The following is a 14,918-nucleotide window of genomic DNA, read 5'->3' on the forward strand; positions in this document are numbered from 1 at the left end:
GGCTCAATGTCCCTTCGGGTCGAGCACGTCGCGCAGACCATCGCCAAGGAAGTTAAAGGCGAGCGAGACGAGGAAAATGGCGATGCCCGGAATGGTGGCGACCCACCATTGTTCGAAGATGAAGCGCTTGGCCGTCGCAATCATCGCACCCCATTCCGGCGAAGGCGGCTGCGCGCCCATGCCGAGGAAGCCGAGGCTTGCGGCGGTGATGATGATCGAGCTCATGTCGAGCGTGATGCGCACGATGAGGCTCGGCACGCAGAGCGGCGCGATGTGACGGGCGATGATGCGCCAGGCGGAAGCGCCTGTCAGCCGGTAGGCCGCAACGAAATCGCTGCCGCGAACCGTCATGGTTTCGGCGCGAGCGAGACGCGCATAGGGCGGCCAGGCGGTGAGCGCGATGGCGAGAATGGCGCTTTCGACGCCAGGCTTCAGCGCCGCGACGAAGGCAAGCGCCAGGATGAGGCGCGGGAAGGCCAGGAACACATCGGTCACCCGCATCAGCACCGTATCGACGATACCGCCGAAATAACCGGCGATGCAGCCGATGGCGAGACCGATCGGCGCAACGAGAACGACGACGGCAATGACCATGCCGAGCGTGACGCGACCACCATAAAGAATGCGGGAAAGAATGTCGCGACCCAGCTCATCCGTGCCGAACCAGTGCTCGGCACTCGGGAAGGCAAGGCGGTTGCCGAGGTTCTGCGCGGCCGGATCGTAAGGCGCAATGAACGGCGCCAGCAGCGACAGCGCAATGAAGACGATAATGATCGTGAGACCGACCACCGCCAGCGGATTAGACTTGAGGTTCAGCCAGATGCGGTACCGGTTTCCCCAGGCAGCCTGCCTGCGGGAATGCGGCGTCTCATCCAGAGCCCAGTTTCTGAAAGTTGCTAACATCATCGAACGCGGGGATCCATTACTCGGTAAAGTACGTCTGCGAGCAGGTTGAGGCCGACATAGATCAGGCCGATCAACAGGGTCGCTCCGACGACAGGGTTCATGTCCGCGTTCATGAGCGAGACGGTGAGATATTGGCCAAGGCCCGGCCAGCTGAAGACGGTTTCCGTCACCACGGCACCTTCCAGAAGGCCGGCATAGGTGAGTGCGAGAACCGTGACGAGCTGTACGGCAACCGTCGGGAAGGCGTGCCCCCAGATAACGGTCATTGCCGAAAGCCCCTTGGCACGGGCGGTAATGACATATTCGCCCTTCAGCGCATCGATCATGAAGGCGCGTGTCATGCGGGTGATATAGGCCATGCTGAAATAGGCAAGGATGCAGACGGGCTGCACCATATGGGCGATGGCGTCGTAAAACGCGTCCCAGTCGCCGGCAAGCAGCGTATCGACCGTCATCAGGCCGGTGACCGGCGAGATCATGCCGTCATAGATAATGTCCTGCCTGCCCGGTCCGGGTGCGACGCCAAGCGTGGCGTAAAATACCAGCAGCGAAATCAGCGCCAGCATGAAGACGGGCACGGAATGGCCGGCAAGGCAGACGACGCGGATGATCTGGTCCGTCAACTTACCCTGCTTCACGGCGGCCCATACGCCGAGCGGAATGCCGATCAGCGCAGCGAGAATGAGTGCTGCCGTAGCAAGCTCGAAGGTGGCGGGGAAAACGCGCTTGATATCGATCCAAACCGGGTTGCGGGTCAAGATGGAATTGCCGAAATCACCGTGCAGCACCTGCGACACATAGTGGAAAAACTGAACGACTAGTGGCTGGTCCAAGCCCATTTCGGCCCGAACCCGCACAATGACGTCTTCAGGCGCGTTGTCGCCGACTGCCGCAATGACGGGATCGACAGGCATGACGCGCCCGATCAGGAAGGTGATGATCATCAAACCGAACAGCGTCAGGATGACGCTGCCCAGTATCGACGATATGCTTTTAACGCGCTTGTTCAATGTCACGCTTTCTTCGCATCGTGGTAGGAATTGCCCTCGGAGAGAACGCCGAGTTCGAAACCGGAAACACCCTTGCGGAAGGCCGCCGTCTTGGTGGTCTGGAACATGAACACGAAGGGGCTGTTTTCCATGTGCTCGCGCTGCAGGGCTTCATAAAGCTCCACGCGCTTTGCCGGGTCCTTCTCGTCACGGGCGGCTTCCGCCTTGGCGGCGAAATCGTCGTTCTTGAAACGCGAACGCCACAGGAAGGGCTTCGACTTGGCGTCGTCGCCATTGTCCTTGTTGATGTTGAAGACATCGGCGTTGGAATGCGGATCGAAATAATCCGTGCCCCATGCGGAAAGCGCCATCTGGTGTTCGCGGGCACGCATCTTGGTCAGGACCTGACGGTTCTCAGCAGACTGCAGACGCACCTTAATGCCGATATCGGCAAGGTTCGCCTGAATGGCCTGCGCCAGATCCGGGTAAGGCTGGGCGGAATAATGATCCATGGTGATCTCGAAACCATCGGCAAGGCCGGCTTCCGCCATCAGCGCCTTGGCCTTTTCGACATCGCGCTGGAACGGCGTGTCATCGACGGCGCCGGGGAAACCTTCCGGCTCGAAGCTCTGGTGGACCTTATGGGACAGCGGCACGATGTTTTCCTGCATACCCTTGTAGTCCAGCGCCCACTTGATCGCCTGCCAGACCTGCGGCTTGGCAAGGTTCTCATTGCCCTGATTGAGCGAGATCAGCACCAGCGAGGCAATGCTCTTGCGCTCCAGCTCAATGTTCGCATCTTTCTGGGCGCTGCGCAGCTGTTCCGAGGTGAGGTCGCGGGCAATGTCGATATCGCCCTTCTGCAGCATGAGAAGCTGGGAAGACGGATCTGTGACGTGGCGCAGGATGACGCGCTTGATGTTGCCCTTGTAGGGGCCGTTCGGGTTGACGGTGAGTGCTACGCTTTCGCTAGGCTTCCAGGCCTGCAGTACGAAATCGCCGGAACCGGCACTGTTCTTCTGCAGCCAGCCATTGCCGAGGTCTTCGCCCGAAGCATTGGCGAGAACCGCCTTCTTTTCGACGATCGCGCCGATATTGGCAGACAGGCAATAGAGCAGGAAGGAGATGGCGGTCGGCTTTGCCGTCGTCAGCTTCACCGTCTTGTCGTCGGCGGCAACGATGGTCGTCTCGGCATTTTCAGGCGTGAAACCGAACTGGCTGATGATGAAGGCCGGGCTCTTGTTCATCTTGATGGCGCGCTGCAGCGAGAAGGCAACGTCTTCCGCCGTGACTTTCGCACCGCTCGAGAAGGTCGCCTCGTCACCGATCACGAAGGTGAAGACCTTGCTGTCCGCATCGGCTTCCCAGGATTTCGCGATGACGGGATCGACCTTGGTGGAGTCTTCGCGGTTTGCACGCACCAGCTTCTGGTACATGTTGGAGATGATTTCACCGCCCACGGCTTCGAAACCTTCATGCGGATCAAGGCTCGTCATATTGTCCAGCTGCTGGGCGACCACCAGAATATCCTTGGGCGTCGCGGCAAAGGCCGGAATGCGCGCATAGGACAGGAACGGAACGGCAGCGCCGGCAATCAGCAGGTTGCGTCTTGAAATCATCGAAAATCCCCTTTCGGACCTTATTTTTCGGAAACGGTGTGGGTTTGCCCCAATCCAGTCATTTTTTTTATGTTTTCCCGCGATTACCACGAGCAAACGAGGCCCGACCAATTCCAAATTTGGCAGAGCCTATGCACGGATTGCATTTGCTCCCGCCTTGACCTTTCCTCTACCAATTCTCAAAACTCTGAATAGGTGCGCGCCCGCGCCCTCCCCCTATCCGAAGGTGAATGACCATGACCGATCAAAAACCCGTACCCGTCTTCGACGGCCACAACGACGTGCTTCTGCGGTTATGGCGATCGGGCAATGCCTCTCCCGAAACGCTCCTCATCGAAGGGGATACCGTCGGCCACATCGATCTTCCGCGCGCGAAGAAAGGCGGCCTCGCCGGCGGCCTCTGCGCCGCCTATGTGCCCTCACCCAGCATGGACAAGGACGCTAACGGCGACTATCCGACACCCACCGAGGCGGACGCGCTGAAGGTGACGCTCGCCATGGCCGGCCTTTTGTTCCGCGCCGAGAAACAATCAGCAGGCGCGCTCAAGGTCTGCCGCACAGCCGCCGATATCCGCGACGCCATGGCGAAAGGCGTTTTCGCCTCCGTCTTCCATATCGAGGGCGCGGAAGCGATCGGCGCTGATCTGGATGCGCTTTACGTTCTCTACGAAGCGGGCCTTCGCACGCTTGGACCGGTCTGGAGCCGCCCGAACATCTTCGCTTACGGCGTGCCCTTCCGTTTCCCCTCGACGCCGGATATCGGCCCCGGCCTGACGGAGGCCGGCAAGCGGCTGATAAAGACCTGCAACGAACTGAAAATCATGGTCGACCTGTCGCACATGAACGAGCAGGGTTTCTGGGATATCGCCAAGATATCGGATGCGCCGCTGGTGGCATCCCATTCCAACGCCTATGCGCTCTGCAATCACAGCCGTAACCTGACGGATCGTCAGCTGGACGCCATCCGTGACACGGGCGGTCTCGCCGGCATCAATTTCGGCGTTCTGTTCCTGCGCCAGGACGGCGTGAAGAACCCGAATACCGATCTGAACGAGCTGGTGCGCCACGTAGACTACATCGTCAACCGTATCGGCATCGATCATGTCGCACTCGGCTCGGATTTCGACGGCACCACCATTCCCGCCGCCATGAAGGATGCAGCCGACCTGCAATTGCTGGTCCAGGCCTTGCGAAACGGTGGTTACGACGACGAGGCGCTTGCCAAGATCTGCCACGGCAACTGGATCCGCGTGCTCGAAAAAACCTGGGGCGCGTGAGGCGTAAATTGCAATTCGTCTCCGGCGCTGAGCGCCGGAGACAGGAAGCGGCAGGCCCTTAAGCCTTTGCCGCTTTTTTCTTGCCGCTCGCCCGGAAAGCCAGAAGCCCGGCGACAACACCGATCATCGCCCATTTCATCGGCAGCACATCCGCCGTCTCGCTGCGGATCGGCAAAACGGTCACGGTGCCCGGACGGGATTCATAACCCATCTGCCCTTTCGCCTTGGCCTCCGCAATCTGCTGCGGCGAAACGACCCATTCGGCACCGCGCATCTTGTCCACCGCCATGTATCCGCCACCGGCCACGAGGGCGACGACGAGTGAAACAACTATTCTTGTGGGCATGTTCATTGGCATCTCCTTCAATCGAAAGGAGCGTGTAATCGCATCAAACGGCACCACCAAGCAACCACAACGGTCAATTTGCCGCCTTTCGGAACAATCCCGCAAACCATGCATTCTATAGTTGCATTTCTCACTCCAGACTTGTTGAAATTCGCGCATGATCGGACACAAACTTCACATCGACACTTCATGCTTTTCTGCTAATCACATTTCCGCAACAGAAACGAATTAGCGACACAATCCTATGGTTCGCCAACAGGAACGGGCGCTGGGCAAAGTAAATGGCAGACAAGAGCGAAATTACACAAACCGATGTTACTGAATCCGCGGTTGAAAGCTTTTTTGCCAGAAACCGTCCTTATCTGACCGCGATTGCCATCACGCTGGTCTTCGTGATGATGACCTTCGCCATCTATCACCTGACCTCCGAAGTCCGTTATGACGACGTCATCGATGCGCTGACGCAGACCTCGGCTTCGGCGGTGCTGCTCGCCATCGTTTTCACCGCGCTCAGCTTTCTGGCGCTGATATTCTATGATGCCAATGCGATCGAATATATCGGCCGCAAGCTGCCCTTTCCGCCCATGGCGGCAACAGCCTTTGCGGCCTATGCCATCGGCAATACCGCCGGTTTCGGCCCTTTGAGCGGTGGCGCCATCCGCTTTCGCGCCTATTCCCGGCTGGGCCTGTCGCCCGGCGAAATCGCCCGCGTCATCGCCTTCGTCACGCTGTCCTTCGGGCTTGGCCTGCTTTCGGTCAGCGCCCTCTCCACCTTCATCGTTGCACCGCGCATCGCCGCCATTATCGGCGTTGATGCCGTCATCCTCAGAGGTGCGGCGCTCGCCATCATCGCGGTTCTCGTGGTGGCGGCCTATGTCGGGCGTAACGGGCACGCGATCCGGCTCGGCAAATGGCGGCTGCGCCTCCCGGACAGCCGGACATCGTCGCGCCAGTTCCTCGTCTCCGCCTTCGATATCGCCGCCTCCGCCTCCGTGCTTTATGTCCTCCTGCCCGACACGCATCTCGGCTGGCCGACATTCTTCGCAATCTACGCCACCGCGGTCGGCCTCGGCGTCCTCAGCCATGTGCCGGCCGGTCTTGGCGTCTTCGAAACCGTGATGGTCGCAGGGCTTGGCAATGCCATCAGCGTCGACCAGCTGCTCGGAAGCCTCGTTCTCTACCGCGTGATCTATCACGTCCTGCCGCTGGTGGTGGCCATTCTGGTCATGCTCGTCTCGGAGATGAAGCAGTTCGCGGCAAAGCCTGTTGTCTCCGATATCAGCCAGCTTGCCGTGCGGCTCGCGCCGCCGCTGTTATCAACCTTCGCGATGATCCTCGGCACCATGCTGATCTTCTCAAGCGTGACGCCGACACCCGACAGCAATCTGGATTTCCTGTCCAATTTCGTGCCGCTGCCGATCGTTGAGGCGGCGCATTTTCTGACCAGCATTCTCGGCCTCGTGCTTGTCGTCGCCTCGCGCGGCCTCGGGCAGCGGCTGGATGGCGCCTGGTGGATTGCGCTGGTCGCCGCCTCGCTGGCGCTGGTTCTCTCCCTCCTCAAGGCCATTGCCGTGTTCGAAGCCGCCATTCTCGGCGTCTTCATTGCGGCACTTTCCGTCAATATGCGCAGCTTCAACCGTCATGCCTCGCTGGTGAAACAGGCGCTGGGCCCAAGCTGGCTCGCCGCCATGGCCGTCATCATTGCCGGCGCAGCGACAATCCTGCTCTTCGTTTACCGCGACACGGATTACAGCCAGACATTATGGTGGCAGTTCGAATTCTCAGAGGAAGCGCCGCGCGGATTGCGCGCCCTTTTAGGCCTCGTGCTTGCGTCCTCCACCATCGCCATTTTCAGCCTGATGCGGCCGGTGGCCTTCCGGCCGGACGCCATCAAGGCCGACGACGTCACGAGTGCAACCGGCATCGTCATGACACAGGATGCGGCCGACGCCAATCTGGTGCGCATGGGCGACAAGCATGTGATGTTTTCCGAAAGCGGCAACGCCTTCATCATGTACGGCATTCAGGGCCGCTCCTGGATCGCGTTTGCCGATCCGGTCGGCGATGAGGATGATTTCCCGGATCTGGTCTGGCAATTTGTGGAAGCCGCCCGCGCTGCCGGTGCACGCGCCGCCTTCTATCAGATTTCACCTTTCCTCCTCTCCCATTGCGCCGATGCGGGCCTGCGCGCCTTCAAGCTGGGCGAACTGGCGCTGGTCGATCTCACCGCATTCGAGCTGAAGGGCGGCAAGCTCGCCAATCTTCGCCAGTCGCTGAGCCGCGGCGCGCGCGACGGACTGACCTTCGAGGTGATCGAGCAAGCGCAGGTGGCGGATATTATGGATGAGCTGAAACAGGTCTCCGACGGCTGGCTCGCCCACCACAATACCCGGGAAAAGCGCTTCTCGCTCGGCGCTTTCGAGCCGGATTACATCCTGTCGCAACCCGTCGCCGTGCTGCGCAAGGATGGAAAGATCACCGCTTTCGCCAATCTGATGGTGACCGCCACGAAAAAGGAAGCCACCGTCGATCTCATGCGTTTTTCGCCGGATGCGCCACGCGGCTCGATGGATTTTCTCTTCGTCAGCATCATGCAATATCTGCGCGAGGCCGGCTATGAGAGCTTCAATCTCGGCATGGCTCCGATGTCCGGCATGTCGAAGCGCGATGCGGCACCCGTCTGGGACCGCATCGGCAGCACGCTTTTCGAACACGGCGAACGTTTCTACAACTTCAAGGGACTTCGCGCCTTCAAGGCAAAGTTCCACCCGAAATGGGAACCGCGTTACCTTGCCGTGCAGAACGGCGCAGACGCCGCTCTGGCGCTGATGGACGCGACGGTTCTGATTAGCGGCGGCGTCAGAGGAGTGATCGGAAAATGAGAAAATCCAGCATGTTGAAAGCGGTCCTTGCCGCCTCCGCCCTGTTTGCCTCCACCGCAGTTTTTGCTGAGGACAAGCCCGCTTACGAAACCGGCATGATCCCCGCCGAGCACATCATGGTGCCGGATGGCGAAATTCTCGCCAGCGTCTTCCTGATTTCCGACGCGGACGGATGGACGAGCACCGACGAGACCCGCGCCAAGGCGCTGGTGGAAAAAGGCGCCGCCGTGGTCGGCATCGACTTCAGGGAATATCTGAAGGCGCTCGAGGCCGATGAAGACGAATGCATCTATATGATCTCGGACATCGAGTCGCTGTCGCAGCAGATCCAGCGCACCGCCGGCACCAGCAGCTATCGCCAGCCCATTCTCACCGGCATCGGCAAGGGCGGAACGCTGGCGCTGGCGATGATTGCGCAGAGCCCGGTCTCGACCATCAGGGAAGCCATAGCCGTCGACCCCAAGGCCGGCCTGCCGCTGGAAAAGATCCTCTGCACCCCCGCCACCAAGGACAAGGCGGATGGCGAAACGGTCTATGGCCTGACCGATGGCCCGCTGCCCGCCCCCGTGAGCGTGCTGTTCACGCCGGCTGCGGACCAGAAGGGCCGCGATCACGTCAACGCACTCGTCAGGCTGCATCCCGATATCGACGTGACGGATGTGGATGACAAGGCGGACGAGGTTCTGACCCAGACCCTGTCCGACCACATCGACGCCGCAGGCGACACCGACAGCCCGCTCGGCCTGCCGATCAAGGTTCTGGAAACCAGCCCGGTGATGGACACCATGGCGGTGATCTATTCCGGCGACGGCGGCTGGCGCGATCTCGATGAAGAGGTGGGCGGCGCATTGCAGAAGCAGGGTATTCCCGTGATCGGCGTCGATGCGCTGCGTTATTTCTGGAAAGAAAAACAGCCGCAGGAAGTGGCGGGCGACCTTGCACGCATCATCGACACCTATCGCAAGGAATGGAAGGTTCGCAACGTCGTGCTGATCGGCTATTCCTTCGGTGCCGACATCATTCCCGCCACCTATAACCTCCTGCCGGAACGGGCGAAATCACATGTCGTGCAGCTCACTCTCATGGGCCTGTCCACGGAAGTGGATTTCGAAATTTCCGTTCAGGGCTGGCTCGGCGTTGCCGGAGAGGGCAAGGGCGGCAAGACCGTGGATGATATCGCCAAGATCGATCCGAAACTGGTGCAGTGCATCTATGGTACGGAGGAAGAGGATGAAGACCCCTGCCCCGGCCTGAAGGCGAAGGGCGTGGAAACGCTCGGCATCGAAGGCGGCCATCATTTCGACGAGGATTACGAGGCGCTTGCCAACAAGATCGTGGCAGCGCTGAAGACCCGACTGCCGAAGTAAGCCGGCCAATCGCGGCAGGCTTGGCAGACATTCCGAAGCCGGCTGAATAATGCCGCTGGATTTTACCGGTATGAACCATGGAAGCCGGCAGCATTTTCCAGCTTCCTGGGCGAGCGACGCCGCTCGGAAACCGTTTCCCATATTTTCCTAAATCACCGCCATGCTTGCGGAATCGGTCAAACTATTATTCAAAAGAAATCGGCCTGCGGCGAATGTTCATCATATTCCCGCAACCATGCTGTTGTTGATCGCCAAAGATGGATTTTATATTTCCCGACCGGTTCAGGGAGCCGCCGCATGCCCGCCTTAAAACGAAAAACAAAAACACCGGTCCTCGTCGAACGCATCGATCAATTCGTTGGTAAGGTCAGGGAGGCGATGAAAAGCGATGAGACGCTGCGAAACAGAAAAATCCGTGATCTGTGGGATGCCGAGGTCCGCTATCATTTCGACAATGGCCGCACCGAAAAGACGCTCGAACTCTACATCATGAAATACCGCTATGCCCTGAAGGCTGAATTCGGCCCAAAGAGCACCCCGCTTGCCATCTGCAACATGAAGAAGCTGCGCGAGCGGCTGAAAACCTATATCGAACGGGCCGACTATCCGAAAAACGGCGTCGCGACATCGATTGTCGAAAAAATCGAGCGGGCGGAATTCAATACCGCCGGCCGCAAGCCGACCGTTCTTCTGCGCATCGCGGATTTCATTTCGGCGATGAATGGCATGGGAACGAAAGACGAGATGCAGACCCTGTGGAATGCTGAAATCAGCACCATGAAGGGCAGAGCCCAGACCACGATTATCTCCTATATCACCAAATATCGTAACGCCATCCGCGAGGCCTTCGGCGACGATCACCCGATGTTGAAGATCGCCACCGGCGATGCCGCGATGTATGACGATGCACGCCGGGTGAAGATGGAGAAGATCGCCAGAAAGCACGGCGCACTGATCACCTTCGAGAATTATCGGCAGGTTCTGAAGATTTGCGCCGATAAACTCCTGTCCGCCGATCCCCTGATGATCGGCATCGGCCTGATCGGCATGACCGGACGCCGCCCCTATGAGGTCTTTACCCAGGCGGAATTTTCACCTGCCCCCTATGGCAAGGGCGTTTCCAAATGGAGCCTCCTGTTCAACGGCCAGGCCAAGACGAAGCAGGGTGAGGGAACGAAATTCGGGGTGACCTATGAAATCCCGGTGCTTGCCCGCTCGGAAACCATTCTGGCTGCCTATAAGCGCCTGCGCGAAAGCGGGCAGGGAAAATTGTGGCATGGCATGTCGATAGATGATTTTTCGTCGGAAACCCGCCTGCTGCTCAGGGATACGGTTTTTAACCTGTTCGAGGATCTCTGGCCGAAGGAGGAGCTTCCCAAGCCGTATGGCCTCCGGCATCTCTATGCCGAGGTGGCCTTTCACAATTTCGCGCCGCCGCATGTGACCAAGAACAGCTATTTCGCCGCCATTCTCGGACACAACAATAACGACCTCGAAACGTCGCTTTCCTATATGACCTATACGCTGCCGGAAGATCGCGACGATGCGCTGGCACGGGCCAAACGCACGAACGAACGGACGTTGCAGCAGATGGCGACGATCGCACCGGTTTCCCGTAAGGCATGATGAGTTAGAGTTTTCTAGTATTCTCCGGGCGTAAAACCGCTCCGCAGCTTTGCCGGAAATGCTCCGGCCGCGGATTTCAGTCCTCCGCGGCCAGCCGTTTCATTCATCAAACCCGCGCGTCACCGGAGGTGCGGTAAAGCAGGGTCAACACCGTCAGCATCAGCCCCACGAGTGCGACCGACCCGAAAATGTAGAAATTCCATTCGGGCGCCAGACCACGCTGCAGCACGAGGCCGCCGATCATCGGGCCGGCAATGCCGCCGAGCCGACCGACCGCCAGCGAAAAGCCGAGACCCGTACCGCGAATATGGACGGGATAAAGCCGCCCGACCAGAACATTGGCGAGAATCTGCGTTCCGATGGTGCCCGCTCCCGCAAGGGCGACGAAGGCATAAAGAAGCGGACCCTTGTTCACCGTCAGGGCAAAGATCGAGGCGGCGCCGATGGCAAACAGGATCGCCACGACCACCTTGACGTTGCCCTTATCAGCAAATCGCCCGCCGATGAGGATGCCGATCGCGGCCCCGACATTGAGCATGACGGAAAAGCTGAGCGCCGAACTGATGTCATAACCCATCCTGTTCATGATGGTGGGCAACCAGTTGACCATGCCGAAGGTGAGAAGCAGCGAGCAGAAGTGGATGCCCCAGGCATTCAGCGTCGAGAGCAGCCGGCCTTCCGAGAACAGCGCGCCGACACCGCCCTTTTGAATTTTCGCATGCGGCGCGATGCGTTGCAGACCGTAGCTGTCGCAAATGCCGTCAGCTTCCGCCTGCCGGCCCTTGCTTGCCAGCCATTCCGGCGATTCCGGCAGAAACCGCATGAAGATCGGCAGAAGAACAAGCGGCAGACCGCCTATCAGCATCAAAGGCCGCCAGCCATAGGTCTCCAGAAGGAGGATGCCCATGACGCCGGAGATGATGCCGCCGATAAGATAACCGAGGAAGGACAGGGAATTGGCCTGCGCCCTGCGCTGCGGCGGCGAAAATTCCAGCACCAGCGCGGTAACCGTCGGCAACAGCGCGCCCAGCCCGAGACCGGCGAAGAAGCGCGTGATTTCGAAGGCGAGAAAATTCGGCGTCATGGCCGAGGCGATCATCATCGCCGAAAAACCGGCGAGGCTGAGAAGAACCACCTTCCGGCGGCCGATGCGATCGGCCATGGTACCGGCAAAAAGCGCGCCCAGCAGCATGCCCACCAGCGTCAGCGCGGCGGCGCGCCCGACCATGGCGGGGTTGAGCGCCCATGCGCTTTCTTTCAAGAGCGCCGGTGCGACCGCGCCATAAACGACGAGATCGTAACCGTCAAACATGATCATCAGGCCGCATGTCGCGATAACGCCGGCCGGGTTCTTCGTCCGCACTGACGCGGCGCTCAGATAATTCGTGGACATGTTCCTCCCTTTCACGCATGAACGCGCCATCCGGAATGGATAAGCGTCTTCCCGTCCCTGCGATATCCTCCGTGAGTGCCCGGCATGCTCCACCCTGATATGTGTCCCGCTCCTGTCAAGCCACATATCGCCGGCATCACCCGCCTTCGATTAAATGTTGCATTTGCAAAAATTGCAAATGAAATATTAACAAATGCCAAGCTTCACGCGCCGACGAAAATTCAGCCGGTTTCCAGCCCGGAAATGATCGACAGTGTCGGCGTCCAGCTCGAAATATGAATGCGCTTATAAACGCCGTGAATGACGAAGGGATCGGCATCGCTGAAGGTGATGACGTCTTCGATCGAGAGCGCCTCGGCAATGATGAGTGCAGCGGATGAGCCGCCGGCAACGGCGCTCATCGGGCCGGAAGCAAGAATTCTAAACCCTTCGACCATGGCTTCGCCATTGCGCAGATGGGCCTTGTGAGCGCTCAACTGCGCCGCGCGCTCAACCGCCGCAGCGGGATCGCTCTCGGCAAAACGCACGTAAAGCCCGGGTCGATTGCTCCCGCCGCTCATCGGGCGAGCACGAAATCATGGTTCACCGACCAGAACCAGTCGCTGACGAAACCCAGATCCCGCGCCTTCTTAACATCCTCCACCCGCTGGAAATCGGCGAGCAGACTTTCCTTCACGCCGAAGACCGCATCCGAACGGATATAGGGGTCATCGGGATCGAAAATATGCGTGACGAGCGTGGTAAAGCCTTCGGCCGAAACGATATAATGCAGATGCGCCGGCCGGTAAGGATGACGCGCCATGGCCCGCAGCAGCTGCCCGACAGGGCCATCATCCGGGATAGGATAATATTTCGGCTTCGCCGCCCGGAACCAGTAGCGCCCGTCTTCGCCGGTGATGAAAACGCCGCGCAGGTTGAAATCGGGCTGGATGCCCTTCTGCTGCACGTCATAGAAACCTTCGTCATTGGCCTGCCAGACATCGATACGCGCACCGACGACCGGCGCTCCCCCGGTATCGAGGATGCGGCCCGTGACCACCATGTCCTCGCCCTTGCCATCGAGGCAGATGTTTGCACCCATCGGCATTTCCGGCGCATCGGCCACATGGAAGGGGCCGAGAACGGTCGATTCCGACGCACCGCTCGGCTTGCGATGGTTGATGGCGTCGACCAGCATGGAGACGCCGAGAATATCGGAAAACAGGATCCATTCCTGCCGCCATTCATTGCAGATCTGGCCGACCTCGGTGAGGAAATGAATGGCCTTCATCCACTCCTCCTCGGTCGGTTCGATTTCCTTCACCGCCTCGTGCAGCTTGCGCGTCACGACCGCCATGATTTCCATCAGACGCGGATCGTCACAATCGCGCATCCGCGCGATCACGGTTTCAGCCGAACGCTCCTCGACGAAGTAGCCGTCATCTCTGGTCATCTTCATATCCATCGTCTCCTCCCATTACTCCGGCCGCGCGCCCTCGAAGGCGCGTTGCAAAAGGTCGCGGATCGCAGTTTTTTCGATTGGCCGCGGGCACCAGTAAGGATTGGCCGTCGCCAGCTCTGCCATGGGGTCGAGATCGTCCGACCGGACCCCAAGAGCCGCAAGGCTTGCCGGCGCGCCAAGCCGGGCGGCAAAATCATAAAGCCCGGCCCCTGCCCTGCCGCCGACAAGAGCGGCGAGCGGTGCGAGCAGATCCGGCACCGCCTGTTCCACATAGGCGATGGTGTGTGGCAGAAGCACCGCATGGGTTTCCGCATGCGGCAGGTCGAGACTGCCGCCCAGCGTGTGACAAAGCTTGTGATGCAGCGACATGCCGACGGCGCCAAGCACCGAACCGCACAGCCACGCACCATAAAGCGTGGTTTCGCGCGCCTTGATATCCCGCGGCTCGGCCTTCACGCCGGGAAGGGCCTCGATCATCGCCCGCAGCCCCTCGACCGCCATCAGGCTGGCGATGGGATTGCGATCCCGCGCATAGAGCGCCTCCGCCGCATGGGCCATGGCGTTGAGGCCGCTCGTCATGCTGATGGCGACAGGCAACCCAAGCGTCAGTTCCGCATCGTAAATCACCACTTCCGGCAGGATTTCCGGCCCGCGCATGGTGGTCTTCACCCCGTTTTCCGTCTGGCCGAGAATGGGCGTCACCTCGGAACCGGCATAGGTGGTCGGAATGACGATCTGCGCCGCATCGGTGCGCAGCGCAATGGCCTTGCCGAGACCGGTGGTGGAACCGCCACCGAGCGCCACGACGCAATCCGCACCGGCGGTGCGATAGGCTTCGACCGCGTTTTTCGTCACCTCGACCGGCGTATGCATGGTTGCATCACCGAAGACACCGGCAGCAAGCCGGCCAAGCCGGGCGGCAAGCGCCTCCGCGTCGCCCTTCTGCTGCGGCGTGGAAAGCACCAGTGCCCGCGACAGGCCAAGGCGGCGGATTTCCTCCGCCACGCCCGCCGAGCTGCCCGCGCCGAAAACGATGCGGGCGGGAGCGGCCGTATAGACGAAAGGCTGCATG

At 59.9% G+C, this 14,918-nt stretch carries 12 protein-coding genes; 4 read left to right on the forward strand and 8 right to left on the reverse strand.

The window, feature by feature from the left end:
- Positions 1-3 precede the first annotated feature (3 nt).
- From nikC to QRN60_RS12430, 3 genes are read right to left on the reverse strand one after another with little or no spacing between them, the layout of a single operon-like run.
- Positions 4-906, reverse strand: a complete 903-nt coding sequence (gene nikC / locus QRN60_RS12420; RefSeq protein WP_003514116.1) for a nickel transporter permease — start codon at positions 904-906, stop codon at positions 4-6.
- On the reverse strand, positions 903-1,916 hold the full coding sequence (locus QRN60_RS12425) for an ABC transporter permease (protein ID WP_165000633.1): 1,014 nt from the start codon (positions 1,914-1,916) through the stop codon (positions 903-905). The genes nikC and QRN60_RS12425 overlap by 4 nt, the downstream gene beginning before the upstream one ends.
- A 2-nt stretch (positions 1,917-1,918) precedes the next feature.
- Positions 1,919-3,514: an ABC transporter substrate-binding protein gene (locus QRN60_RS12430; RefSeq protein ID WP_111834168.1), complete on the reverse strand. Its 1,596-nt coding sequence runs from the start codon at positions 3,512-3,514 to the stop codon at positions 1,919-1,921.
- A 236-nt stretch (positions 3,515-3,750) separates the two neighbouring features.
- Between QRN60_RS12430 and QRN60_RS12435 the strand changes: the two genes are divergently transcribed.
- The gene (locus QRN60_RS12435; RefSeq protein WP_129565113.1) at positions 3,751-4,791 is read left to right on the forward strand and encodes a dipeptidase; all 1,041 of its coding nucleotides are present in this window, start codon (positions 3,751-3,753) and stop codon (positions 4,789-4,791) included.
- A 58-nt stretch (positions 4,792-4,849) separates the two neighbouring features.
- Here the strand turns inward: QRN60_RS12435 and QRN60_RS12440 are convergent, their stop codons facing one another.
- Positions 4,850-5,143, reverse strand: coding sequence for a hypothetical protein (locus tag QRN60_RS12440; RefSeq protein WP_003503976.1), 294 nt, complete (start codon positions 5,141-5,143; stop codon positions 4,850-4,852).
- A gap of 275 nt (positions 5,144-5,418) precedes the next feature.
- Here QRN60_RS12440 and mprF point away from each other — a divergent pair, with 275 nt between their 5' ends.
- The 3 genes from mprF (at position 5,419) to telA (ending at position 11,012) form a co-directional block, all read left to right on the forward strand.
- Positions 5,419-8,019: a bifunctional lysylphosphatidylglycerol flippase/synthetase MprF gene (gene mprF / locus QRN60_RS12445; RefSeq protein WP_099085869.1), complete on the forward strand. Its 2,601-nt coding sequence runs from the start codon at positions 5,419-5,421 to the stop codon at positions 8,017-8,019.
- The gene (locus QRN60_RS12450; RefSeq protein ID WP_129565114.1) at positions 8,016-9,386 is read left to right on the forward strand and encodes a virulence factor; all 1,371 of its coding nucleotides are present in this window, start codon (positions 8,016-8,018) and stop codon (positions 9,384-9,386) included. Before mprF ends, QRN60_RS12450 begins: the two co-directional genes overlap by 4 nt.
- A gap of 297 nt (positions 9,387-9,683) precedes the next feature.
- A complete protein-coding gene (gene telA / locus QRN60_RS12455; RefSeq protein WP_003503970.1) occupies positions 9,684-11,012 on the forward strand; it encodes a telomere resolvase TelA in 1,329 nt (442 codons plus the stop codon).
- A gap of 106 nt (positions 11,013-11,118) precedes the next feature.
- On the opposite strand, the gene QRN60_RS12460 is transcribed toward telA, so the two are convergent.
- The 4 genes from QRN60_RS12460 to graC all read right to left on the reverse strand — a co-directional run bounded on the left by QRN60_RS12460 (position 11,119) and on the right by graC (position 14,917).
- Entirely contained in the window at positions 11,119-12,405 is a 1,287-nt protein-coding gene (locus QRN60_RS12460; protein ID WP_003503967.1) for an MFS transporter, read from the reverse strand.
- A 221-nt stretch (positions 12,406-12,626) separates the two neighbouring features.
- A complete protein-coding gene (locus tag QRN60_RS12465) occupies positions 12,627-12,965 on the reverse strand; it encodes a YciI family protein (RefSeq protein WP_111792379.1) in 339 nt (112 codons plus the stop codon).
- Positions 12,962-13,849, reverse strand: coding sequence for a hydroxyquinol 1,2-dioxygenase (graB, locus tag QRN60_RS12470; protein WP_111792378.1), 888 nt, complete (start codon positions 13,847-13,849; stop codon positions 12,962-12,964). The genes QRN60_RS12465 and graB overlap by 4 nt, the downstream gene beginning before the upstream one ends.
- Positions 13,850-13,861: 12 nt before the next feature.
- Positions 13,862-14,917: a maleylacetate reductase gene (gene graC / locus QRN60_RS12475; protein ID WP_020810404.1), complete on the reverse strand. Its 1,056-nt coding sequence runs from the start codon at positions 14,915-14,917 to the stop codon at positions 13,862-13,864.
- Between the last annotated feature and the right edge of the window lies 1 nt (position 14,918).

This window comes from Agrobacterium sp. CFBP2214 (assembly GCF_030209895.1).
Lineage (GTDB): Bacteria > Pseudomonadota > Alphaproteobacteria > Rhizobiales > Rhizobiaceae > Agrobacterium > Agrobacterium radiobacter.